This is a genomic window from Streptomyces sp. ISL-94 (assembly GCF_018614075.1).
GTDB lineage: Bacteria > Actinomycetota > Actinomycetes > Streptomycetales > Streptomycetaceae > Streptomyces.
This window is the reverse complement of sequence record NZ_JAGGOZ010000077.1, coordinates 48,775-72,802: the sequence shown is the minus strand read 5'-3', so window position 1 is coordinate 72,802 and position 24,028 is coordinate 48,775. Positions and strand designations below refer to the sequence as shown.

General features: G+C 71.9%; 23 protein-coding genes and 1 pseudogene. 20 read left to right on the top strand and 4 right to left on the bottom strand.

Features of this window, described 5'->3' with window-relative positions; genetic code table 11:
• Positions 1-30 precede the first annotated feature (30 nt).
• From J7E94_RS23600 to J7E94_RS23585, 4 genes are all read left to right on the top strand, one after another.
• A complete protein-coding gene (locus tag J7E94_RS23600) occupies positions 31-816 on the top strand; it encodes an exodeoxyribonuclease III (protein ID WP_215018635.1) in 786 nt (261 codons plus the stop codon).
• Positions 817-873: 57 nt separating this feature from the next.
• On the top strand, positions 874-1,314 hold the full coding sequence (locus tag J7E94_RS23595; protein ID WP_215018633.1) for a DUF6278 family protein: 441 nt from the start codon (positions 874-876) through the stop codon (positions 1,312-1,314).
• 105 nt (positions 1,315-1,419) lie between these two features.
• On the top strand, positions 1,420-2,163 hold the full coding sequence (locus J7E94_RS23590; protein ID WP_215018631.1) for an amino acid ABC transporter ATP-binding protein: 744 nt from the start codon (positions 1,420-1,422) through the stop codon (positions 2,161-2,163).
• A gap of 13 nt (positions 2,164-2,176) precedes the next feature.
• Positions 2,177-2,299: a hypothetical protein gene (locus tag J7E94_RS23585; RefSeq protein WP_285440817.1), complete on the top strand. Its 123-nt coding sequence runs from the start codon at positions 2,177-2,179 to the stop codon at positions 2,297-2,299.
• Between the two features lie 68 nt (positions 2,300-2,367).
• On the opposite strand, the gene J7E94_RS23580 is transcribed toward J7E94_RS23585, so the two are convergent.
• Positions 2,368-3,963, bottom strand: coding sequence for a CocE/NonD family hydrolase (locus tag J7E94_RS23580; protein ID WP_215018629.1), 1,596 nt, complete (start codon positions 3,961-3,963; stop codon positions 2,368-2,370).
• A 122-nt stretch (positions 3,964-4,085) separates the two neighbouring features.
• Entirely contained in the window at positions 4,086-4,871 is a 786-nt protein-coding gene (locus tag J7E94_RS23575; RefSeq protein WP_215018676.1) for a L,D-transpeptidase family protein, read from the bottom strand.
• 300 nt (positions 4,872-5,171) lie between these two features.
• On the opposite strand from J7E94_RS23575, the pseudogene J7E94_RS23570 reads away from it, so the two are divergent.
• The 6 genes and pseudogenes from J7E94_RS23570 to J7E94_RS23545 all read left to right on the top strand — a co-directional run bounded on the left by J7E94_RS23570 (position 5,172) and on the right by J7E94_RS23545 (position 12,073).
• Positions 5,172-6,277: pseudogene (locus J7E94_RS23570) on the top strand (lipid II:glycine glycyltransferase FemX).
• On the top strand, positions 6,274-8,031 hold the full coding sequence (gene murJ, locus J7E94_RS23565; protein ID WP_374224488.1) for a murein biosynthesis integral membrane protein MurJ: 1,758 nt from the start codon (positions 6,274-6,276) through the stop codon (positions 8,029-8,031). The pseudogene J7E94_RS23570 and the gene murJ overlap by 4 nt, the downstream one beginning before the upstream one ends.
• A gap of 40 nt (positions 8,032-8,071) precedes the next feature.
• The gene (locus J7E94_RS23560; RefSeq protein WP_215018625.1) at positions 8,072-8,755 is read left to right on the top strand and encodes a response regulator transcription factor; all 684 of its coding nucleotides are present in this window, start codon (positions 8,072-8,074) and stop codon (positions 8,753-8,755) included.
• A gap of 6 nt (positions 8,756-8,761) precedes the next feature.
• Positions 8,762-10,207: a HAMP domain-containing sensor histidine kinase gene (locus J7E94_RS23555; RefSeq protein WP_215018623.1), complete on the top strand. Its 1,446-nt coding sequence runs from the start codon at positions 8,762-8,764 to the stop codon at positions 10,205-10,207.
• Entirely contained in the window at positions 10,204-10,737 is a 534-nt protein-coding gene (locus tag J7E94_RS23550; protein ID WP_215018621.1) for a GerMN domain-containing protein, read from the top strand. The genes J7E94_RS23555 and J7E94_RS23550 overlap by 4 nt, the downstream gene beginning before the upstream one ends.
• A gap of 70 nt (positions 10,738-10,807) precedes the next feature.
• On the top strand, positions 10,808-12,073 hold the full coding sequence (locus J7E94_RS23545) for a cytochrome P450 (RefSeq protein ID WP_215018619.1): 1,266 nt from the start codon (positions 10,808-10,810) through the stop codon (positions 12,071-12,073).
• On the opposite strand, the gene J7E94_RS23540 is transcribed toward J7E94_RS23545, so the two are convergent.
• The gene (locus tag J7E94_RS23540) at positions 12,033-12,761 is read right to left on the bottom strand and encodes a hypothetical protein (protein WP_215018617.1); all 729 of its coding nucleotides are present in this window, start codon (positions 12,759-12,761) and stop codon (positions 12,033-12,035) included. The genes J7E94_RS23545 and J7E94_RS23540 overlap by 41 nt on opposite strands.
• Before the next feature lie 136 nt (positions 12,762-12,897).
• Between J7E94_RS23540 and ggt the strand changes: the two genes are divergently transcribed.
• A complete protein-coding gene (gene ggt / locus J7E94_RS23535) occupies positions 12,898-14,697 on the top strand; it encodes a gamma-glutamyltransferase (RefSeq protein ID WP_215018615.1) in 1,800 nt (599 codons plus the stop codon).
• A gap of 29 nt (positions 14,698-14,726) precedes the next feature.
• Here ggt and map read toward each other — a convergent pair whose 3' ends face one another.
• Complete coding sequence (gene map, locus J7E94_RS23530; protein ID WP_215018613.1) at positions 14,727-15,494, bottom strand: type I methionyl aminopeptidase; 768 nt, start codon at positions 15,492-15,494, stop codon at positions 14,727-14,729.
• Between the two features lie 64 nt (positions 15,495-15,558).
• Between map and J7E94_RS23525 the strand changes: the two genes are divergently transcribed.
• The 9 genes from J7E94_RS23525 to J7E94_RS23485 all read left to right on the top strand — a co-directional run bounded on the left by J7E94_RS23525 (position 15,559) and on the right by J7E94_RS23485 (position 23,983).
• Positions 15,559-15,810, top strand: a complete 252-nt coding sequence (locus tag J7E94_RS23525) for a helix-turn-helix domain-containing protein (RefSeq protein WP_215018611.1) — start codon at positions 15,559-15,561, stop codon at positions 15,808-15,810.
• 117 nt (positions 15,811-15,927) lie between these two features.
• Entirely contained in the window at positions 15,928-16,155 is a 228-nt protein-coding gene (locus J7E94_RS23520; protein WP_215018610.1) for a hypothetical protein, read from the top strand.
• Complete coding sequence (locus J7E94_RS23515) at positions 16,152-16,532, top strand: PPOX class F420-dependent oxidoreductase (RefSeq protein ID WP_215018608.1); 381 nt, start codon at positions 16,152-16,154, stop codon at positions 16,530-16,532. Before J7E94_RS23520 ends, J7E94_RS23515 begins: the two co-directional genes overlap by 4 nt.
• 413 nt (positions 16,533-16,945) lie before the next feature.
• Positions 16,946-17,788, top strand: a complete 843-nt coding sequence (locus J7E94_RS23510) for a nitrilase-related carbon-nitrogen hydrolase (protein WP_215018674.1) — start codon at positions 16,946-16,948, stop codon at positions 17,786-17,788.
• A complete protein-coding gene (locus J7E94_RS23505; protein WP_308345430.1) occupies positions 17,785-19,080 on the top strand; it encodes an aspartate aminotransferase family protein in 1,296 nt (431 codons plus the stop codon). Before J7E94_RS23510 ends, J7E94_RS23505 begins: the two co-directional genes overlap by 4 nt.
• 9 nt (positions 19,081-19,089) lie before the next feature.
• Positions 19,090-20,490 carry a dihydropyrimidinase gene (hydA, locus tag J7E94_RS23500; protein ID WP_215018606.1) on the top strand — a complete coding sequence of 467 codons (1,401 nt, stop codon included), beginning with the start codon at positions 19,090-19,092 and terminating at the stop codon, positions 20,488-20,490.
• A gap of 23 nt (positions 20,491-20,513) precedes the next feature.
• Complete coding sequence (locus tag J7E94_RS23495) at positions 20,514-21,515, top strand: TIGR03842 family LLM class F420-dependent oxidoreductase (protein ID WP_215018604.1); 1,002 nt, start codon at positions 20,514-20,516, stop codon at positions 21,513-21,515.
• A 29-nt stretch (positions 21,516-21,544) separates the two neighbouring features.
• Complete coding sequence (locus J7E94_RS23490) at positions 21,545-23,044, top strand: NCS1 family nucleobase:cation symporter-1 (protein ID WP_215018603.1); 1,500 nt, start codon at positions 21,545-21,547, stop codon at positions 23,042-23,044.
• Positions 23,045-23,158: 114 nt separating this feature from the next.
• Positions 23,159-23,983, top strand: a complete 825-nt coding sequence (locus tag J7E94_RS23485; protein WP_215018600.1) for an inositol monophosphatase — start codon at positions 23,159-23,161, stop codon at positions 23,981-23,983.
• Positions 23,984-24,028: the final 45 nt, after the last annotated feature.

Below are 24,028 nucleotides of genomic sequence, written 5' to 3'. Positions count from 1 at the left end.
CTGTCGGTGCCGGGCGGTAGGTTGGGAGGCATGCGTATTGCCACGTTCAACGTCAACTCCATCACCGCCCGGCTGCCCCGCCTGCTGGCCTGGCTGGAGAGCTCCGGCCCGGACGTCCTGTGCGTCCAGGAGACCAAGTGCTCCGCCGAGCAGTTCCCGCACGCCGAGCTGCGCGAGCTGGGCTACGAGTCGGCGGTCAACGCCACCGGCCGGTGGAACGGCGTGGCCCTGCTCTCCAAGGTCGGCCTGGACGACGTGGTGACGGGGCTGCCCGGCGGGCCCGCCTACGAGGGCGTCGACGAGCCCCGCGCGATCTCCGCCACCTGCGGCGGGGTCCGCCTCTGGTCGGTCTACGTGCCCAACGGCCGCGAGGTCGAGCACGACCACTACGGCTACAAGCTGGACTGGTTCCGCGCCCTGACCGCCGCCGTCACCGAGGACGCGGCCGGGCCCCGCCCCTTCGCCGTGCTCGGCGACTTCAACGTGGCCCCGACCGACGAGGACGTCTACGACCCGGCCCTCTTCGCCGGCCTCACCCACGTCACCCCCGCCGAGCGGGCCGCCCTGGAGTCGCTGCGGGCCGCCGGGCTCTCCGATGTGCTGCCGCGCCCCCTCAAGTACGACCGTCCGTACACGTACTGGGACTACCGCCAGCTCGCCTTCCCCAAGAACAGGGGCATGCGCATCGACCTGGTGTACGGGAACGCGCCCTTCGCCAAGGCCGTCACCGACGCCTACGTCGACCGCGAGGAGCGCAAGGGCAAGGGTGCCTCCGACCACGCCCCGGTCGTCGTGGACCTGGACCTCGACCGCTGAAACCTGTCCAGGCGCGCCCTGTGGCCAGGGGCGGATCCTGGTGCGACGCTGGGCGGTATGAACATCCCTTTCCTGGGCAACTGGCTGAACCGGCACGAATCGGAACAGGGCGCGGGTCTCGCCGCCGCCCTCGCGGATGATCCCGACGGCGTCGCCGAGTTGTTCTCGGAGTGCGAGATGCTGCGTGTCCAGGCGAGGGCGGCCGGGCTCGAACTGGACGAGAGCCAGGCCTCGTTGGAGGCGCTCGATCAGCTGATGCCCCGCTGGCGGCGGGATCCCGAGATCGTGCCGTGGCTCGGCAACGACGCGGGCTTCTACCTCGGGACCGTGATCATCCGCACCATCCCCGGCGCCGGCTGGCAGGTGTGGCCCAACGGCCAGCCGGTGATCCGGCTGGTCTCGGGCCGGGAGCTGAATGTGATCGAATCGGGAGTTTCCTGGGCGATGACCGGCTCCCCCGAGCTCAGCCAGGCCTACGCCGAAGCCTCGGAGGGCTGACCCCGCCGAGCTTTATATCCCCTTTAGGCGTGTCGAGGGGAAGTGCTCTTCCCGGGCTGGATAGTTTGCGCTGACCTCGACACCGACAAGTGGGCAGGGCAGCGCATGGCCGTCGATCCGTTGATCGAGCTGCGGGACGTCAACAAGCACTTCGGACAGTTGCACGTACTCCAAGACATCAACCTCACCGTCGGCCGCGGGGAGGTGGTGGTGGTCATCGGCCCCTCCGGATCGGGGAAATCGACCCTCTGCCGGGCCATGAACCGGCTGGAGACCGTCGAATCGGGCACGATCCTCCTCGACGGACAGCCGCTGCCCGCCGAGGGCAGGGAACTGGCCCACCTGCGCGCCGAGGTGGGGATGGTCTTCCAGTCCTTCAACCTCTTCGCGCACAAGACCGTCCTCGCGAACATCTCCCTCGCCCAGGTCAAGGTCCGGGGGCGCCGCAAGGGGGAGGCGGACAAGCGCTCCCGGGAGCTCCTGGACCGCGTCGACCTCGCCGACCAGGCCGACAAGTACCCCGCCCAGCTCTCCGGCGGCCAGCAGCAGCGCGTCGCCATCGCCCGCGCCCTCGCCATGAACCCCAAGGCCCTGCTCTTCGACGAGCCCACCTCCGCGCTCGACCCGGAGATGATCAACGAGGTGCTGGAGGTCATGCAGCAGCTGGCCGCAGAGGGCATGACCATGGTCGTGGTGACCCATGAGATGGGCTTCGCCCGCTCCGCCGCCAACCGCGTCGTGTTCATGGCCGACGGGAAGATCGTCGAGGACCGGACCCCGGAGGAGTTCTTCACCGCGCCCGAGAGCGCGCGGGCCAGGGACTTCCTTTCCAAGATCCTCAAGCACTGAGGGAGCCCGACCGATGAGACACCTGCGCACACTGGCCCTCGTCGCCGTCCTGCTCGCGGCCGCCGCCACCGGCTGCGGCAGGTCCGGCAGCCCCCCGGTCAAGGGACCGCAGCCCGTGCTGCCGGGCCGGGAGTAGCCCCCAAGGAGCCTTCCGCCCCTGTGCCCGGGGGCGTGGGGCGACCCCGGTCCGGCAGCAGCCGTGGATCACTGCTCGCGCAGCGGCACCGAGACGTACGAGGGATCGGTGCTCGGCGAGGAGAAGGTCAGCTGCGCGCCGGTGGGGTTGTGCTCGATGTAGAGCGGGTCCACGGTGTCGACGACGAGGGCGAGCCGGTGGCCCGCGGGCACGTCGTAGGCGGTGGAGAAGAGCTCCAGGTCCACGCCGAACGCCTGCCCGGGCGTGCGGTCGTGGAAGGTGTACGGGGCGTTGCTGACCAGCTTGCCGATGCCGAGCGGGCCCACGTCGTAGAGGTACGCGACGAAGGTGCCGTCGGCCTTCGTGGGCGTGACGGTGGTGTGCAGCCGGGCCGTGCCGCGCACGCGGCGGTCCTCGCCGTAGCGCTCGGACTGCCAGACCGCCGCGAAGGCGCGGGGGAGGAGCGGGATGGAGGCGGTCGGGGGCGCCTTGGCGAACTGGTCGAGGATGCTGGAGAGGAAGATGATCCCGCCGTTGGCGCCGGAGTCCACGTTGGCGAAGAGGTGCTCGCTGTCGGAGAGCGCGAGCTTCTCGGTGCCGCCGGAGCCGACCGACTTCCAGTCGGCGTAGCCCTCGTAGCCGTCGTGGCTGCGGGACTTGATCTGCACCGGGGCCTCGGCGTCGACGCCGTTGCGCTCGCCCTTGAGGTAGCGGTCGAACCAGCGGCGGGCGTTGGTCCAGGTGTCGTTGGGCAGGCCGAGCAGGCCGGTGGCCTCGGCGGTGGCGTGGTCGCCGGGGCGGAACTCCAGGCGCTTGGGGCCGGTCAGCTCCTCGAAGAACTCCGCGTACTGGTTGGGCGGGAAGATGGTGTCGCCCCAGGCGTTGCCCAGCATGATCGCGGCGCCGTTGGCGTTGATCCGGTCCACCTGGTCGGCGGCCGAGCGCTTCTTGCCCCAGTCGATCATCGCCTGCTCGTTCTCCAGCTTCGAGCCGAGGAAGTCGCCGAGGATCTGCTGGAGTTCGGGGCCGGGGCGGCCGGTGAGGTAGCCGGCGGCGCCGAGCATGCCGGCGGCCTGGAGGTGCTGGGTGCGGCCGGAGTAGATGGACTCGATGAGGTCGGCCCAGCCGCTGAGCGCGACCACGGCCTTGATGCGCGGGTCGTGCGCGGAGGCCAGCAGGCTGATGCCCGCGCCGTACGAGACGCCGCCGAGCCCGATGCGGGCGGCGTCGGCGGGGGAGTGGGCGAGGGCCCAGTCGATGACGGCGGAGACGTCGGCGATGTCCGGCGGGCCGGCCACCTCGATCTGGCCGCCGGAGAGCCAGAAGCCGCGGGAGGTGTAACTCACCACCACGTAGCCGGAGTCGGCGAGCTGCTTGGCCTGGGCGATGTATTCGATCTGCGGCATGCCCCAGCTGGTGGGCAGCACGATCAGCGGGTACTTCCGGCCGGCCTCGGCGCCCGCCGGGGTGAAGACGTTGCCCTTGAGGGTGATGCCTCCGGAGCCCGGGATGTCGTGGAAGGTCAGCCCCGACGAGCCTGCCGGGGCATCGGCGGAGACGGTCGCGGAGACTGCGGGCGCCGCCTGGGCCTGGTGGGGGGCCAGGCCCAGGGCGGCTGCCGCCAGCAGGGCTGCCACGGCTGCGGCGGTGGTGGTGCGTTCCATCAATCACTCCTCGCGTACGCCGGGTTGTCAAAGTGACCCGACGGTAACCGGAGGGGGTTACTGGAGGTAACCCATCGGTAAGTTACGCGCTGGTAACGATTGAACGAGAGTCAGTCGACCGCTCAGCCGTTCAGCGGGGCCCCGGACAGGGCGCTCTTGGCCTTCCACCGGTCCCAGGAGAGGTTCCACTCGCCGTAGCCGTTGCCCATGTCGGCATTGCCCTTCGAGCCCTCGCCGACGACCTCGAAGGGGTCGCCGACCTGCACCTCGGCGTAGAGGGCGCGCGCGTTGGCGTCGCTCATCCCCACACAGCCCGAACTGGTGTTGGCGCTCCCGAAGTTGCCGCTGTTCCACGGCGCGGCGTGCGCGTACATGCCCGACCAGGTCAGCCGCATCGAGTAGTCGACCGTCTTGTCGTAGGCGTCGCCCAGGCCCACCGACCGGGAGTCCATCCGGATGGTGCCCTCCTTGGACATCAGCACCATCTTCCCGGACCAGGAGGCCTTCTGGCCGCCGGGGGTTCCGGCCGAGACCGGGATGGTCTTCACCGTCTGGCCGTCCTCGGTCACCGTCATCTTCCTGGTGTCGGTGTTCTGCGCCTCCACCTTGTAGTCCGTGCCGGGCGGGGCGTTGCGCTCCGAGGTCCAGGTCCTGCCGTCGGCGGATATCCGGCCCGGCAGTTCCCCGCCCTTGCCGTCCGTCACCTTCACCAGCGACAGCTTGCCCTCGGAGAGGGTCACCTTCACCGGCTCACCGGCCTTGACCTGATTGCCCGTGAGGTTCACGGAGATCGCCATGTCCGCCTTCTGCTCCTGCTTCGTCTCCGCCTGGCCGGAGCCGCTTCCGACGGTTCCGGAGCCGCCCCCGCAGGCGGTCAGCGCGAGGGCCAGTAGTGCGGTGCCGGCCATGGCGGTGTGGCGTGTGCGGCTCAACGAAGGGCCCCTTCGGGTAGCAGTAGTAATGAGCGTCCGCAAAGTAGGAGCGGACAGAGCGACTTTAGGTTGCGGAACTCGGGGAAAAGGTCGGCATTTCGGCTGTGACGTGGACCGCGGCGAAACGGTCATCGTCCGGTCACATTCGCCGCGCCCTCCGGTCACGGGCGGCTGTGAGAGTCCTGTGCGTATCCATCGGACCGGACAGGAAGGCCGTCAGCCGTGTGTGCACTGCTCGTGACCACCCATCAGCAGGACCAGGGCCAGGAGCTCGGCGTGCGCGCCCTGTCCGTTTCCGAATACCTGTGGTTCCTTTCACGGCACCGGCGGGCGAGCTTTCTGCAGTACCCGTCGTGGGGCGAGGTGAAGGACCTTTGGCACTCGGAAAGGGTCGGATGGCACTTGTCCGACGGGACCCTGGTCGGTGCCGGACTCGTTCTCTATCGCCAATTTCCCGGCACCCGCAAATACTTCGCCTACCTCCCCGAGGGGCCCGTTGCCGACTGGTCCGACCCGCACATCGACCGCTGGCTCACCCCCCTCATGCGCCACCTGAGAGCCGCCGGAGCCTTCGCCGTCCGCATCGGCCCCACCCCCGCCTACCGCCGCTGGGACGCGGCCACCGTCAAATCGGGCACCGGCCCCGGCCGCCAGGTGTCCGATGTCCTCGCCACCGAGGTCGACCCCGTCGGCGCCGCCCTGGCCGACCGGCTGCGCACCCGCGGCTGGAAGCGCTGCGGCGGCGAGGACGACGGTGACGCACAGCCCCGCCACGTCTTCCGCGTACCGCTGGCCGGCCGCACCCTCGACGACCTGTGGTCGGGCCTGAACCAGGAGTGGCGGCGCAATGTGCGCAAGGGAAGGCGGGCGTGGAGACGGTCGTCGGCACCGCCGCCGACCTGCCCGAGTTCTACCGGCTGCTGCGGATCACCGAGGAGCGCGACGGCTTCCGGCTCGGCCGCTCCCTCGCGTACTACGAGCGGCAGTACAAGGTCCTCAACGCCGAGCAGCCGGGGCGGATGCGGCTCTACCTGGGCATCCACCAGGGCGAGGTCCTCGCCGCCCACACGATGATCAGCACCGGGACCCGGGTCTGGTACCAGACCGGCGCCTCCGCCGACCACCGCCGCGAGGTCCGCCCCAGCAACGCCCTTCAGTGGCGCATGATGCGGGACGCCCATGCCCTCGGAGCGGACGAATGCGACATGCGCGGGGTACCCTCCACCCTCGACCCCGGCGAACGCTCTTTCGGGCTGCTGCGCTGGAAGCTCGGCACCGGCGGACAGGTCGTCGAGACGCTCGGAGAGTGGGAGACCCCGATGGACGGATACACCAACACGGCGCTCTACAAGGCGTTCCAGGCCTACATGGCCCGCCGGTGACGGCCACCGACACCGCCAACGGCACCGACACCGCCAACGGCACCGACACCGCCAACGGCACCGACACCGCCAACGGCACCGCCGCCGACACGTCCACCGGCGCCAGACCCGCCGAGGCGGGCGCCGACACCGCGGCGCCGAAAAAGACCTCCGTGCTGCGCAGCGGCGCCCTCATGGCGGCCGGCTCCCTCGTCTCCCGCGCCACCGGTTTCGTCCGCTCCGCCGTCGTCGTCGCGGCGCTCGGCACCGGACTGCTCGGCGACGGCTACGCCGTCGCCAACACGGTCCCCAACATCCTCTACATGCTGCTCATCGGCGGCGCCCTCAACGCCGTCTTCGTCCCCGAGCTGGTGCGCGCCGCCAAGGAGCACTCCGACGGCGGCTCCGCCTACACCGACCGGCTGCTCACCGCCTGCACCGCCGCCCTCGTCGCGCTCACCGCCGTCGCGGTCCTCGCCGCCCCGGTGATCGTCTCGGCGTACACCGACTACAGCGGAGCCCAGGCGGACACCACCGTGGCCCTGGCCCGGTACTGCCTGCCGCAGATCCTCTTCTACGGGCTCTTCACCCTGCTCGGCCAAGTGCTGAACGCCCGCGGCAGGTTCGGCGCGATGATGTGGACCCCGGTCCTCAACAACTTCGTGATCATCGGCGTCTTCGGGCTCTTCCTCTACGTCTCCCACGACGCCGCCGACGGCCTGACCGCCTCCGAGACCCGGCTGCTGGGCCTCGGCACCACCGCCGGCATCGTCATCCAGGCCCTCGCCCTGGTCCCCTCGCTGCGCGCCGCAGGATTCCGCTGGCGCCCCCGCTTCGACTGGCGCGGCAGCGGACTGGGCCGCCCGCTGCGCAACGCGGGCTGGCTGGTCATGCTCGTCTTCACCAACCAGATCGCCTACTGGGTCGTCACCCGGCTCTCCACCGCCACCGGGCAGCACGCCGTCGAAGCCGGCCTCGCGGGCGGCGCCGGCTACACCGCCTACAGCAACGCCTACCAGCTGTGGATCGTCCCCCAGGGCATCATCACCGTCTCCCTCGTCACCGCCCTGATGCCCCGGATGAGCGCCGCCGCCTCCGACGCCGACCTCGGCGCCGTCCGCCGGGACATCTCGTACGCCCTGCGCTCCAGCGCGGCCCTCGTCGTCCCCGCCGCCGCGCTCTTCGCCGCCCTCGCCCCCTGGGTGATCGGCAGCGTCTTCGAGTACGGCCGCACCGGCGCCGCCGACATCGAGGTGATGGCGGGCATACTCATGGCCTTCGCGCCCGGACTGATCGCCTACTCCGCCCAGTACGTGCTCTCCCGCGGCTTCTACGCCCTCTCCGACACCCGCACCCCCTTCTTCCTGAACCTGGTCGTCGCCGCGCTGAACGCCGGACTGTCCGCGGCCGCGTACTTCCTCCTCAGCCCGCGCTGGGCCGTCACCGGCATGGCCGCCGCCACCTCCCTCGCCTTCCTCGCGGGGGCCGCCGTGACCGCCCACACCCTCTCCCGCCGGCTCGGCCCGCACGCGGCCACCCGTACGGAGCGGCGCGCGACCGCCGTACGGACCCACCTGCGCCTGCTCGCCGCCTGCACCCCGGCGGCGGCCGCCGGGTACGCCGCCGCCCGCGCCGCCGACCGCTTCGGCGACTTCGCCGCCGTCGGGGCGGGAACCGCGGCGCTGGCGCTCGTCGTCGTCCTCCTCGCCGGGCCGCTGCGCCTGACGGAGATCACCGACCTGCTGGACTCCCTGCGGCGCAAGACCGGCCGGTAGGGGGAGGAGAAGCGGTGGAACACCTTGGGATACTGACCGGATGCCACGCGTACTGCTGATCGAGGACGACCCGTCCATCCGGGAGGGAGTGGGCCTCGGCCTGCGCCGGCGCGGCCACGAGGTGAGCTCCGCCGAGACCGGCGAGGAAGGCCTCGCCCTGATGGGGGCCTTCCGCCCCGAGCTCGTCCTGCTCGACCTGATGCTGCCGGGGATCAGCGGCGTCCAGGTCTGCCACCGCATCCGCGAGACCAGCGAAGTGCCGATCATCATGCTCACCGCACGCGGCGACGACTTCGACATCGTCATCGGCCTCGAGGCAGGCGCCGACGACTACATCGTCAAACCCGCCCGCACCCAGGTCATAGAGGCCCGGATCAGGGCCGTGCTGCGCCGGCTCACCGACCCCGTCGGCGCCCGCCCCGAGGTCCAGGTCCACGGCGAACTGGCCATCGACCGCGCCGGGCTGACCGTCGCCAAGAACGGCGAACGCGTCGCACTGGCGCCCAGCGAGATCAAGCTCCTGCTGCACCTGTCGGCCTCACCCGAGCAGGTCTTCTCCCGCCAGCAGCTCCTGGAGTACGTCTGGGACCACAGCTACCACGCCGACGCCCGGCTCGTGGACGCCTGCGTCCGCCGCCTGCGCCACAAGATCGAGGACCCCGCCGGCAGCCCCCGCTACATACAGACCGTGCGGGGCTTCGGCTACCGCTTCGGCCCCCTGTAGGCCCCGGTGAAACGCATAGCGCCGCTGGGCCTGCGCACCCGGCTGATCGCGGCCTTCCTGCTGGTCGCCGCGATCAGCGCGGTGACCACCGCCGCCCTCACCTACCAGCAGGCGCGCAACGCGATCCTCAAACAGACCCAGGACACCGCCGTCAACACCCTGCGGGACCAGGTGGAGCAGCAGGAGATCCGCCTCCCCCTGGACCAGCAGGAGCTCCAGCGCGTCGTCATCGAGCTCGGCAAGCGCGGCAAACCGCACCCGTGGATCGTCTTCGGCGAGTACGGCAGTCTGCGCGTCTCCACCAACCCCGGCACGCCCACCTCCGGCGTGATCACCGACAACCTGCGCGACAAGGTCCGCAACAACCAGTACACCGCCTTCCAGCGGGTCGAGGACCAGCGCGGCAACCCGTGGCTCACCGTCGGCGTCCCCGCCCTCTTCGAGCACAACGGCTCCGCCGAATCCACCGGGGCCGTCTTCTTCGCCGGCATCCCGCTCTCCACCGAGAAGCAGACCGTCGAGGCCATGGTCGACGCCGCCAAGCAGGGCGCCGTCCCGGGCCTGGCCATCGCCGTCATCCCCGCCCTGCTGGCCGCCCGCAGTGTGCTGCGGCCGGTCCGCGACATGCGCCGGGCCGCCCAGCGGCTGGGCCGCGGCCACCTCGACACCCGCATCGAGGTCCGGGGCGCCGACGAACTCGCCGGACTCGCCCGCACCTTCAACGAGACCGCCCGCGCCCTGGAGCAGTCCGTGCGAGAGCTCCAGGACGCGGAGGTCCGCGCCCGCCGCTTCGCCTCCGACGTCTCCCACGAACTGCGCACCCCCCTCGCCGGGATGCTCGCCGTCACCGAGGTCCTCGACGAGGACGCCGAGCGCCTCGACGCCGACACCGCCAAGGCCCTGCGCCTGGTCAGCTCCGAGACGGGCAAACTCGCCGGCCTCGTCGAGGACCTGATGGAGATCTCCCGCTTCGACGCCCGGGCCGCCGAGCTCAATCTCGACGACGTGGACATCGCCGAAGCCGTGCGCAAGACCCTCGAACGCCGCCACTGGGACGACGGCCGCGTCGTCACCGAGCTGCCGGATCAGGTGCGCGCCCGGCTCGACCCGCGCCGCTTCGACGTGGTCCTCGCCAACCTCGTCGGCAACGCCCTGCGGCACGGCGGTGCCCCCGTGAGCGTCACCGTGCGCACCGCACCGGGCGAGGACGGCGAACGGCTGCTGATCGGCGTCGCCGACAGCGGACCCGGCATCGCCCCCGAGGTGCTGCCGCACATCTTCGACCGCTTCTTCAAGGCCGACGCGGCCAGGACCCGCTCCGCCGGCAGCGGCCTCGGGCTCGCCATCACCCTGGAGAACGTCCGCCTGCACGGTGGCACCCTCCGCGCGGCCAACGCGCCTTCCGGGGGAGCGGTCTTCACCCTCGACATGCCGCTGGAGGCACAGGTATGACAGCGCGGAAGACGAGGTCCCGGGCCGCGGCGGCCACGGCGCTGGCGGGCTGCACCCTGCTGCTCGCCGGATGCGGGATCAAAACCACCGGGGTGATCGACAGCGGCCACGCCGCCACCGTCAAGGTCCCCGGGGCCGGCAAGAGCACCGTCCTCTACTTCCTCTCCAAGGAGGGCGACCGGCTCGTCCCGGCCCCGTTCACGTTGTTCGACGGCTACACCATCGCGCCCCTGGCGCTCGTGCACCTGCTGCTGGACGGCCCCGGCGGCCGGGCAGGGGAGGCCGGGCTCACCACGGCGCTGCCCCGGCTGCCCGCCGGGAAGGAGGACTCGGTGACGGTGAGCGAGTACTCGCCGAGCGAGGGGATGACGGTCCGTGTGCCGTTCGCCGTGGGCGACCTGTCGGAACTGGCCCGCAGCCAGCTCGTGTGCACCGTCGGCGTCTCCGCCGTGCCGGACACCCTCAGCCGGGTCACCCTGCAGGGCACCGACACCACCATCCCGTCCGCCGAGTGCGACCTGAAGCGCTGACGTGTGCGGCCGGCCCGCGGTCGGCCGCGCGCCCTTGCGGTCGGGGCAGCGCACCCGTCACGGTGGCCCCATGGACCACGCCGCGGACGTCCCAGACGTCTTCGACCCCCGCATCTACGCCGACGGCATCCCGCACGAGCGATACCGGCTGCTGCGCGATCGGCACCCCGTGGCCTGGCAGGCGGAGCCGGAGATCGAGGGCTGGCCCGCAGGCCCCGGCTTCTGGGCGGTCACCCGGCACGCCGACGTGGTGCGCGTCCTGCGCGACCACCGCACGTACTCCTCCTGGCTCGGCGCCACCCAGATCCGCGACCCCGACCCGGCCGACCTGCCCTTCCTGCGCCGGACCATGCTCAACCAGGATCCGCCGCAGCACGGGCGCCTGCGCCGCCTCGTCGCCCGCGCCTTCACCCCCGCCCGCGTCGAGGCCTTCGCCGGGCGGGTGCGCGAGCGGGCCCGTACGCTGCTGGCCGCCGCCCGGGACCGGGCCGAGGACGGGACCGCCGACCTGGTGCGCACGGTCACCGACGAGTACGCCCTGCTCAACCTCACCGACCTGCTGGGCGTCCCGCCCGCCGACCGCGCGCTGCTCCTGGAGTGGACCGTACGGGTCATCGGCTACCAGGATCCCGAGGACGCGCCCGCGCCCCTGCTCGGCCCCGACGGCAAGCCGCTGAACCCGCGCTCCCCGGCGCTGCTCGGCGAGATGTTCGCGTACGCCCGGGAACTGGCCGCCCACAAGCGGGCGCACCCCGGCGACGACGTGATGACCGCGCTGGCGCACGCCGGACTCGACGACGCCGAACTGGAGATGTTCTTCTTCCTGCTCACCGTCGCCGGCAACGACACCGTCCGCAGCGCCGCGCCCGGCGGGCTGCTCGCGCTCGCCCACGCACCGGATGCCTACCGGCAACTCGCCGCAGGACAGGTCCCGGTGGAGCGGGCCGTCGACGAACTGCTGCGCGTCCACCCGCCGGTGCTCAGCTTCCGCCGCACGGCCGCCGCCGACACCGTACTGGCCGGGCAGCCGATCCGGGCCGGGGACAAGGTGGTCGTCTTCCACGCCTCCGCCAACCACGACGAGCGCGTCTTCACCGACCCCGCCCCCGGCCGCCTCGACCTCGGCCGGGCGCCCAACCCGCACGTCTCCTTCGGGGACGGCCCGCACGTCTGCCTCGGCGCCCACTTCGCCCGGCTCCAGTTGCGCACCCTCTACGAGGAGTGGTGCGCGACCATGCCCGTACCCGAACTGGCGGGCCCGCCGCGGCGACTGGTGTCCAACTTCATCAACGGGATCACGCGGCTTCCGCTACGGGTGTCCGGGCCTGCCGGGTGACATCGGCCACCAGCTCCGTCACATCCGGCCCGTAGGCATCGGAGTTGATCACCTTCAGCATCACGCAGAACGACTCGTTGCCGTACTCGCGGGCCAGCTGCACATGGTGCTTGGCGAGATAACGGGCGGCGGCCTGGTTGCTGTTGGCGGTCTGGCCCGACAGCAGGAACACCGGCCGCGAGCCCTGCCCGGTCGTCAGCCGCGCCAGCAGGACGTGCTCGACCCGGCCCTTCTCCCAGCGGTACTTCTCCTCGCCGACGCGGATGGCCCCGCGATCCGGATGGCCCGGCTCCAGGCCGACGTCGGTGCGCACCCCCGGCAGCATGGAGGCCAGATGCGCCGTCGTACGGGCATTGGAGACGGGCCCGCCCACGCAGAACTCGGCCCGCTCGCCGAAGCCCTGGCGGGCCCCGTCGTGGGTGACGATCTGCACGTTCGCCCCGCAGTCCTTGATGAGGGCGGATATCTCCAGGAGGGCGAAGGCATCGTTGCGGTGCAGGGAGGAATCGGTGCCGCCCATCTGGCGGTTGACCACGAACAGACAGTCGGACCCGGTCGGCAGGCCGAAGAAGGCCTGCTTGCGGCGCAGCGCGCGCCGCCAGAGGTAGGTCCGGGTGAACCAGCCGAACCCGCCGCTGCAGGCGGTGGCCATCACCCCGAGCACGATGTTGCGCACGTCGTCGTTCATGCGCGGGATGCTAGGGCATCCGATGTCGGGGGTCACCAGCCGGTGTCCGGCCCGCGAACCGCACGGCCGGCCCGACGTCCTGACGGGACGGCGGGGCGCCCGCTAGGCTCGGCGCACGCTGCCACTGGAGGTCCGGATGCACCGTCGCGCCGCCCGTACGCTACCGCTGCTGGCCGTCGCCGCCGCACTCGTCTCGACCGGAGCCGCCGCCCCGCCTTCGGCCCAGGCCACCCCGCCCAAGGTGCCCGTCGCCGCCGGCTACGGCGGGGCCGTCGCCAGCGTCGACGCGGACGCCTCCGCCGCCGGTATCGCCGTCCTGCGCTCCGGCGGCAACGCCGTCGACGCGGCCGTCGCCACGGCCGCCGCGCTGGGCGTCACCGAGCCCTACTCGGCCGGCATCGGCGGAGGCGGCTACTTCGTCTACTACGACGCCGCGTCCCGCCGGGTGCAGACCATCGACGGCCGCGAAACCGCCCCCGCCACGGCCACCGCCACCCTCTTCCAGGAGAACGGCGTCCCCATCCCCTTCGCCGAGGGCCAGACCAGCGGCCGCGGGGTCGGCGTCCCCGGCACCCCGGCCACCTGGAAGAGCGCGCTCGACGCCTGGGGCAGCCGCCCGCTCGGCCGGCTGCTCGAGCCCGCCGGGAAACTGGCCCGCGACGGCTTCACCGTGGATCCCACCTTCCGGGCCCAGACCGAGGCCAACCAAAACCGGTTCAAGGACTTCCCCGACACGCGGAAGCTGTTCCTGCCGAACGGCGCCCTGCCCGTGGTGGGCTCCACCTTCAAGAACCCGGACCTGGCCGCCACGTACGCCGAGCTCGGGCGAAAGGGAACCGGCGCCCTCTACAAGGGGCCCATCGCCGACGACATCGTCCAAGCCGTCCGCAAGCCACCGGTGGACCCGGCGGCCACGCGCAACGTCCGGCCCGGCGACCTGACCGCCGGCGACCTGCGCGCGTACGCGACCAAGCGCCAGGCCCCGACCCGGGTGGGCTACCGCGGCCTGGACGTCTACAGCATGGCGCCCTCCTCCTCCGGCGGCACCACCGTCGGCGAGGCGCTGAACATCCTGGAGGGGACCGACCTCTCGAAGCTGTCCGAGGCGCAGTACCTGCACCGGTTCATCGAAGCCTCCCGGATCTCCTTCGCCGACCGGGGCCGCTGGGTCGGCGATCCGGCCGCCGAGGACGTGCCGACGCGCGAACTGCTCTCCCAGCGGTTCGCCGACTCGCGCGCCTGCCTGATCAGGCCGGACCGGGCGCTGACCAGCCCGCTGGCCCCCGGGGACCCGCGCAGCCCCGTACCCTGCGCCACGACCGGGCAGGCCGCCCCGACCACCTACGAGGGGGAGAACACCACCCACCTGACGGTCGCCGACCGCTGGGGCAACGTGGTCTCCTACACCCTGACCATCGAGTCCACGGGCGGCAGCGCGATCACCGTCCCGGGCCGCGGCTTCCTGCTCAACAACGAGCTGACGGACTTCTCCTTCGCTCCGGCCGCGCCCGGTGTCCCGGACCCGAACCTGCCCGGCCCCGGCAAGCGGCCGCGGTCCTCCATGTCCCCGACCATCGTGCTGGACGACGGGCGGCCCGTCCTCGCGGTGGGCTCCCCGGGCGGTGCCACCATCATCACCACCGTCCTGCAGACCCTGACCGGCCACCTGGACCGGGGCCTGCCGCTCGTCGACGCCATCGCGGCGCCGCGGGCCAGCCAGCGCAACCAGACCACCACCGAGCTGGAGCCGGGCCTGTGGAACAGCCCGCTGCGCGCGGAGCTGGAGGCGCTCGGCCAGGGCTTCCGGCAGAACCCGGAGATCGGCGCCGCGACCGGCGTGCAGCGGCTGCCGGACGGCCGCTGGCTGGCGGCGGCCGAGACGAGCCGGCGGGGCGGCGGCTCCGCCATGGTGGTCCGCCCGCACGGGAAGCCGTAGGGGCTCGGGGGCCTTGGGGACTTGGGGCCTTACGGCGAGGTGAGGACCCTCGGGCCCTCGTCGGTGATCGCGACCGTGTGCTCCGCGTGCGCGGCCCGGCTGCCGTCGAGGGTGCGCAGGGTCCAGCCGTCCCCGTCGCACCGGTAGTCGTCCGTACCGCCGGCGATCAGCATCGGCTCGATGGCGAGGACCATGCCGGGGCGCAGCTTCATGCCGCGGCCCGGCCGGCCCTCGTTGGGCACGCCCGGGTCCTCGTGCATGCCGCGGCCGACGCCGTGGCCGCCGAAGCCGTCCGGAATGCCGTATCCGGCGGCGCGGCCGACCGTGCCGATGGCGTGGGCGATGTCCCCGATCCTGTTGCCGGGCACGGCGGCGGCGATCCCGGCCGCGAGGGCCGCCTCGGCGGCCTCGATCAGCCGGAGGTCGGCCGGGCGCGGCCGGCCGACCGTGAAGCTCACCGCCGCGTCCCCGACCCAGCCGCCGAGCTCCGCCCCGCAGTCGATGCTGATCAGGTCGCCGTCGCGCAGCCGGTACCCGTCGGGGATGCCGTGCACGATCGCGTCGTTGACCGAAGCGCACACCACGGCGGGAAAGGGCACGGGCGCGAACTGCGGCCGGTAGCCCAGGAAGGGAGAGCTCGCGCCGGCCTCCCGCAGCACCTCGTGGGCCACCCGGTCCAGGTCCAGCAGGGACACCCCGGTGCGCGCGGCCTCCCGTACGGCTGCCAAGGCGTGCGCGACCACCCGGCCCGCGGCGCGCATCTCGTCGATCTGTCGGTCCGTCTTCAGTTCCACCATGCCAATAACTATACCGGTATAACTATAACGGGATACTTATTGGTGTGTCGGGTAGGATGAGGGCATGGTCCGTACCCCTCTCACCCCCGAAGAGCGCGAGCGCGGCGAGCGTCTGGGCGCCCTTCTGCGCGAGGCTCGCGGCGCCCGCAGCATGGTCGAGGTCGCCGCTGGCGCCGGGCTCTCCGCCGAGACCCTGCGCAAGATCGAGACCGGCCGGGCGCCCACCCCCGCCTTCTTCACGGTCGCGGCCCTCGCCGAGGCGCTCGGGCTCTCCCTGGACGAGCTGCTGAGGCGCTGCGCCGTCGTTCCCGCCTAGTTCCCGCCGCCCCGGGCCCGGTGCGGGTCCGACCGGCCCCACGGGCCCCGTCGTTCGGGCGGGCGCGGCGGCCGAACGGACCAATCGGCGGTGAGAGCGCGGGGGAAGCGTGAAGGCGTGTCAGCCACGAACGCATCCAAGCGACTCGGTCTCGGACTCCTCGGTGCGCTGCTCGCGGTCGGTCTCCTGCTCGCGGCCTGCGCCGTCCCCGAGGGCCGAGGCCGTGCCAAGGACCAGGGCGACCTGGTCCTCCGCCACCCGGGCGCCGCCGCCGGCCACACCGGCTCCAGCCGGCAGGCCCGCCGGCTGGAGGGGGCCACCGCCACCCTTAGGCTCCGGTCATGACTCTTGAAGAGCTGGACCGGGGCAGGTACGTCAGCCTCACCACCTTCCGGAAGGACGGCACACCCGTCGCCACTCCGGTGTGGGCGGTGGCCGACGGCGGTGAGCTGTACGTATGGACGCGCAGCGATTCGTGGAAGGTGAAGCGGATACGCAACAACGCGCGGGTCACCGTCGCCGCGTGCGACGTGCGGGGGCGCGTGGCGGAGGGGGCGCCCGTGCTGGAGGGCGAGGCGCGGCTGCTGGACGAGGCCGGGCTGAAGAGGGTGCGCCGGCTGATGTCCCGGAAGTACACCTGGCAGTTCTGGGCGGTGGACCTGCCCGCCTCGGTGGCGCGGCGGGGGAAGCGGCCGCACACCGGGATCGCCGTGAAGCTTTGAGACGCCCGTAGCCCGCCCGTAACACTGGTGGGGTCCAATGCGGTCATGGAGACCGCGACTTCGCTGGTGATCAGTCAACTGGCGGCGGCGCGGGGCGTTTCACCGCCCCCGCCCCGCGCGGCGCCCGCTTCGGCCCCCCGGAACGGGAGCCCGAGACGGCCCGGCAGGCCCCGCGCGGCGCCCGCTTCGGCCGCGGGCGGAACGCGCCGACGCCGCGTGGCAGGCATCGCCACGGCGTAAACCGCCCGTCTCCTGACCGCAATCGACCACGGGACGACGTAACGTGATCGACTACTCCAACCGCGCACGGCGGTCTTGCCCCACGCTGTGACGAGGCCTACGTTCTACTCCCTACGTACACCGTCTACGTGCGTAGAACCGGCGTTCCCGTCGCCCGTCGCGAGGAGCAGCTCATGGCCCAAGTCGTCCGCGCCGCGCTGGTCCAGGCCACCTGGACCGGAGACACCGAGTCGATGATCGCCAAGCACGAGGAGCACGCCCGCCGGGCCGCCGCCCAGGGTGCGAAGATCATCGGCTTCCAGGAGGTGTTCAACGCCCCCTACTTCTGCCAGGTCCAGGAGCCCGAGCACTACCGATGGGCCGAGGCCGTCCCCGAAGGCCCGACCGTCCACCGCATGCAGGACCTCGCCCGCGAGACCGGCATGGTGGTCGTCGTCCCCGTCTTCGAGCGGGAGAGCGAGGGTTTCTACTACAACACCGCCGCCGTCATCGACGCCGACGGCAGCTACCTCGGCAAGTACCGCAAGCACCACATCCCCCAGGTCAAGGGCTTCTGGGAGAAGTACTACTTCCGCCCGGGCAACCTCGGCTGGCCCGTCTTCGACACCGCCGTCGGCCGGGTCGGCGTGTACATCTGCTACGACCGCCACTTCCCCGAGGGATGGCGCCAACTGGGCCTGGCCGGCGCCCAGCTGGTGTACAACCCGTCCGCCACCCACCGCGGCCTCTCCTCGCACCTGTGGCAGCTGGAACAGCCCGCATCCGCCGTGGCCAACGAGTACTTCGTCGCGGCCATCAACCGCGTGGGCCGGGAGGAGTACGGCGACAACGACTTCTACGGCACCAGCTACTTCGTGGACCCGCGCGGCAAGTTCGTGGGCGATGTCGCCAGCGACAAGGAGGAGGAACTCCTCATCCGCGACCTCGACTTCGGCCTCATCGAGGAAGTCCGCACCCAGTGGGCCTTCTACCGCGACCGCCGCCCCGACGCCTACGGAGGGCTTGTACAACCGTGAGCAACCCCATCCCCCTGCACAGCCGCCACCGTTCCGTCCTGCCCGACTGGCTCGCGCTCTACTACGACCGCCCCATCGAGCTGACCCACGGCGAGGGCCGCCACGTCTGGGACGCCGACGGCAACCGCTACCTCGACTTCTTCGGCGGCATCCTCACCACGATGACCGCCCACGCCCTGCCCGAGGTCACCAAGGCCGTCTCCGAACAGGCCGGACGGATCATCCACTCCTCCACCCTCTACCTCAACCGCCCGATGATCGAGCTGGCCGAGCGGATCGCCGCCCTGTCCGGCATCCCCGACGCCCGGGTCTTCTTCACCACCTCAGGCACCGAGGCCAACGACACCGCCCTGCTGCTCGCGACGGCGTACCGCCGCTCCAACCAGATCCTGGCGATGCGCAACAGCTACCACGGCCGGTCCTTCTCCACCGTGTCCGTCACGGGCAACCGCGGCTGGTCCCCGACCAGCCTCTCGCCGCTCCAGACGTACTACGTCCACGGCGCCGTCCGCACCCGCGGCCCCTTCGCCCACCTCTCCGACGCCGACTTCACCGCCGCCGCCGTCGCGGACCTCGAAGACGTCCTCGGCCAGGCCCGCGGGGGAGCGGCCGCGCTCATCGCCGAGCCCGTCCAGGGCGTCGGCGGCTTCACCTCCCCGCCCGACGGCCTCTACGGAGCCTTCCGCGAGGTCCTGGACCGCCACGGCATCCTCTGGATCAGCGACGAGGTGCAGACCGGCTGGGGGCGTACGGGCGACAACTTCTGGGGCTGGCAGGCCCACGCCCAGAACGGCCCGCCGGACATCCTCACCTTCGCCAAGGGCATCGGCAACGGCATGTCCATCGGCGGGGTCGTCGCCCGCGCGGAGGTGATGAACTGCCTCGACTCCAACTCCATCTCCACCTTCGGCGGCTCCCCGGTCACCATGGCGGCGGGCAACGCCAACCTCGCCTACCTGCTGGACCACGACCTCCAGGGCAACGCCCGGCGCGTCGGCGGCCTCCTCCTGGAGCGGCTGCGCGCGATCGCCGCCCACGCGCCCGCCGTACGGGAGGTACGCGGCCGGGGCCTGATGGCCGGCCTGGAGCTGACCAGGCCCGGCACCGACCAGGCCGACCCGGACGCGGCCGCCGCCGTCCTGGAGGCCGCCCGCGCGGGCGGACTGCTGGTCGGCAAGGGCGGCGGGTACGACACCAGCGTGCTGCGCATCGCGCCGCCGCTCTCCCTGACCGTCGCCGAGGCGGAAGAGGGCGCCGAGATCCTCGAACAGGCGCTCCGCAGCATCCAGTAGGGGGATCCGATGAGCATCCGCACCCTGATCCGCGGCGGCCTGGTCGTCACCGCCGCCGACGAACTGCACGCGGACGTCCTGATCGAGGACGGCCGCGTGGCGGCCTTGGCCGCGCACGGCTCGGCCGCCGCCGAGGCCTGGACGGCCGACCGTACGATCGACGCGGGCGGGAAGTACGTCATCCCGGGCGGGGTCGACGCGCACACCCACATGGAGCTCCCCTTCGGCGGCACCTCCGCCTCGGACACCTTCGAGACGGGAACCCGGGCCGCCGCCTGGGGCGGCACCACCACCATCGTCGACTTCGCCGTGCAGAGCGTGGGCCAGCCGCTGCGCGCCGGGCTCGACACCTGGTACGACAAGGCCGACGGCCACTGCGCCGTCGACTACGCCTTCCACATGATCCTCTCGGACGTCAACGAGGGCACTCTGAAGGAGATGGACCTCCTCGTCGGGGAAGGCGTCACCTCCTTCAAGCTGTTCATGGCCTACCCCGGCGTGTTCTACAGCGACGACGGGCAGATCCTGCGCGCCATGCAGCGGGCCTCCTCCAACGGCGGGCTGATCATGATGCACGCCGAGAACGGCATCGCGATCGACGTCCTCGTCGAGCAGGCCCTGGCCCGCGGGGAGACCGACCCCCGCCACCACGGCGAGGTCCGCAAGGTGCTCCTCGAAGCCGAGGCCACGCACCGCGCCATCCAGCTGGCGCGCGTCGCCGGCTCCCCGCTCTACGTCGTCCACGTCTCGGCGGAGGAGGCGGTGGCCGAGCTGGCCGCCGCCCGCGACAAGGGCCTGCCCGTCTTCGGGGAGACCTGCCCGCAGTACCTCTTCCTGTCCACCGACAACCTCGCCGAGCCCGACTTCCAGGGCGCCAAGTACGTCTGCTCCACCCCGCTGCGCCCCCGCGAACACCAGGCGGCGCTGTGGCGGGGGCTGCGGACCAACGACCTCCAAGTGGTCTCCACCGACCACTGCCCCTTCTGTTTCCGCGGCCAGAAGGATCTGGGCCGCGGCGACTTCTCCAAGATCCCCAACGGACTGCCGGGGGTGGAGAACCGGATGGACCTCCTCCACCAGGCTGTCCTGGACGGGCACATCAGCCGCCGCCGCTGGATCGAGATCGCCTGCGCGACCCCGGCCCGGATGTTCGGCCTCTACCCCCGCAAGGGCACCATCGCGCCCGGTTCCGACGCCGACATCGTCCTCTACGATCCGCACGCCGAGCAGGTCATCTCCGCCGAGACGCACCACATGAACGTGGACTACTCGGCGTACGAGGGCAAGCGGATCACCGGACGCGTCGACACGGTCCTCTCCCGCGGTGAACTCGTCATCGACCGGCGCGAGTTCACCGGCCGCGCCGGGCACGGCGCCTTCATCCACCGCTCCACCTGCCAGTACCTGTAAGCGCACGCAAGGAGCAGCCCGCCATGGACTTCGGCCTCGTCCTGCAAACCGACCCGCCCGCCTCGCAGGTCGTCAGCCTCATGCGCCGCGCGGAGCGCAACGGGTTCCGCTACGGCTGGACCTTCGACTCCGCCGTGCTGTGGCAGGAGCCGTTCGTCATCTACAGCCAGATCCTGGAGCACACCCGGAAGCTGCACGTCGGCCCGATGGTCACCAACCCGGGCACCCGCACCTGGGAGGTGACCGCCTCCACCTTCGCCACCCTCAACGACATGTTCGGCAACCGCACCGTGTGCGGGATCGGGCGTGGGGACTCCGCGATGCGGGTCGCCGGGCGCAGACCCAACACCCTGGCCCGCCTCGGCGAGGCCATCGGGGTCATCCGCGATCTGGCGGAAGGCCGCGAGGCGCTCGTGGACGGGAACCCGGTCCGCCTCCCCTGGGTCCGGGAGGGCCGCCTCCCGGTCTGGATGGCGGCGTACGGGCCCAAGGCGCTCGCGCTCGCCGGCGAGAAGGCGGACGGGTTCATCCTCCAGCTCGCCGACCTCTACCTCACCGAGCGGATGGTCAAGTCGGTCCGGGAGGCCGCGGCGGCGGCCGGCCGCGACCCGGCCGACATCACCATCTGCGTGGCGGCCCCCGCGTACGTGAGCGAGGACCTCGACCACGCCCGCGACCAGTGCCGCTGGTTCGGCGGCATGGTCGGCAACCACGTCGCCGACCTGGTCGGCCGCTACGGCGAGCACTCCTCCATGGTCCCGGACGAGCTCACCGAGTACATCAAGTCCCGCCAGGGCTACGACTACAGCCACCACGGCCGCGCAGGCAACCCGTCGACCGACTTCGTCCCCGACGAGATCGTCGACCGCTTCTGCCTGCTGGGACCGGTCGAGGCCCACATCGAGAAGCTGCGGGCCCTGCGCGACCTCGGCGTCGACCAGTTCGCCGTCTACGCCATGCACGACGCGCGGGAGGCCGCGATCGACGCCTACGGCCTGCACGTCATCCCCGCGTTCAGACCCTGACCCCTCCCGACCCGAAGGGACGTGCGCGCATGCCGGAGCACACGATCGGCGACACCGGGGACCGCGTCGAGCTCGCGCCCGGGGAAGTTCCCTCCGACGGCCGCTTCGCCAATACCGACCTGCTCCCCGTACCGGTCGAGGCCAGGCGCTGGACGACGTACAACTTCACGGCCCTGTGGGTCGGCATGGCGCACAACATCCCCTCCTGGCTGCTCGCCTCCGGGCTGGTGGCCCTGGGGATGGACTGGAAACAGGCCGTCTTCACCATCGCCCTGGCCAACCTGATCGTGCTGGTACCGATGCTGCTCACCGGGCACGCCGGACCCAAGTACGGGATCCCGTTCCCGGTGCTGGCGCGGGCCTCCTTCGGGGTGCGCGGGGCCAATCTGGCCGCGCTGATCCGGGCGGCGGTGGCCTGCGCCTGGTTCGGGATCCAGACCTGGATCGGCGGGTCCGGGATCTTCGTCCTGCTCGGCAAGATCTTCGGCGGCTGGGCGGACGCGGGGGAGATCGCCGGCCAGCCCTGGACGCTGTGGCTGTGCTTCGTCCTCTTCTGGGCCCTCGAACTCGCCATCATCTACCGGGGGATGGAGACCCTGCGGCGCTTCGAGAACTGGGCCGCGCCCTTCGTCATCGTCGGCGCCCTGGCGCTGTTGGTGTGGATCGGGGTGAAGGCCGGCGGCTTCGGCGAGCTGCTGAACCAGCCGTCCCGGCTCGGCTGGGGCGCGGACTTCTGGCCGGTCTTCTTCCCGTCGCTGATGGGGATGATCGCCTTCTGGTCGACCCTCTCGCTCAACATCCCGGACTTCACGCGCTTCGGCGCCGGCCAGCGCTCCCAGATCCTCGGCCAGTCCCTGGGGCTGCCGACGACGATGACCCTCTTCGCGCTGCTGTCGGTGTTCGTCACCTCCGGCTCCGAGGCGGTGTACGGCACGCCGATCTGGGACCCGGTGGAGCTGGTCGCCAAGGCCGACAACGCCTTCGGGCTGCTCTACGCCCTGGTCACCGTGCTCGTCGCGACCATCTCGGTGAACATCGCGGCGAACGTGGTCTCCCCGGCCTACGACCTGGCCAACCTGGCGCCCCGCCTGATCAACTTCCGCAGGGGGGCGCTGATCACCGGGGTGGTCGGCGTACTGATCATGCCGTGGAAGCTGACCTCCACCCCCGAGCTGTACATCTTCACCTGGCTCGGCCTGGTCGGCGGGCTGCTCGGCACGGTGGCGGGCATCCTCATCGCCGACTACTGGATCGTCCGCCACACCCGGCTGTCGCTGCCCGACCTCTACCGGGCGGCCGGGCCGTACTGGTACCGGGGCGGCTGGAACCCGCGGGCGGTGGCCGTGTTCCTCGCCGGCGGCGTGCTGGCCATCGGCGGCTCGCACTCGGCTCCCGGCCGGGGCCCCTTCCCCGAGGACGGGCTGATCCCGCTCCTGCGCCCGCTCTCGGACTACGGCTGGGCGGTGGGACTGGCCTCGTCCCTGCTGCTGTACACGGCGCTCATGTGGCGCGACCGCCTGCCCCGCTGATCTCGGCTTCCCGGGCGCCCGGACAGGCCGGTTCACCGGGAGTCCACCCGGTGTCCGGCCCGGCGCCGGGGATTGCCGGTGGGGTTTGCCGGCCGGGCGTGGTGTGATGGACACATGATCGATGAGTTCCTGGCCCAGGGCCTGTCCGACGTGGAAGAAGCCGTCCGCAAGGCGGCGGCGGTCGAGATCATGCCGCGGTTCCGGCAGCTCGCCGAGCACGAGGTCGACGAGAAGAGCGGCCCGCACGATCTCGTGACCATCGCCGACCGCCGGGCGGAGGAGAACCTCACGGCCGCCCTGACCCGGCTGCTGCCCGGCTCGGCCGTCGTCGGCGAGGAGGCCGTGCACGCCGATCCGACCGTGTACGGGGCGCTGCGCGCCGACGCGCCGGTGTGGATCGTGGACCCGGTCGACGGCACCCGGCAGTTCGTGAACGGCGACCCCGCCTTCTGCACCCTGGTGGCGCTGGCCCACCGCGGGGAGATCCTCGCCTCGTGGACCTTCGCCCCGGCGCTGGAGGAGCTGGCGACCGCCGTGCGCGGGCAGGGCGCGTACGTCAACGGCGAGCGGATCCGCAGCGGCTCCCCGGAGCCCGGCGCCGACCTGCGCGTGGCCATGGCCCACCCGCTGTACACCTCCGAGGCGGACAAGCAGACCCTGAGCCGCCTGGACGTGCCCGGGATCGCCGCCCGCCCGTGCGGTTCCGCGGGCCTGGAGTACCTGAGGGTGGCCCGCGGCGAGATGGACGGCCTGGCCTTCACCTGGCCCTCGGCCTGGGACCACGCGGCCGGCCTGCTGCTGGTCGCCGAGGCGGGCGGGGCGCAGAGCACCGTCGCCGGCATCCCCTTCCGGGTGGACCGGGACAACACGCTGCCGTTCGCCGTCGGACGGGACGAGGCCACCGCCGTACGGATCCGGGAGCTGCTGCGGGGCGCGTAGAGCGGGTCGGCCCGCCCGGTCGGGCGGAATATCCTGGGGGCGCAG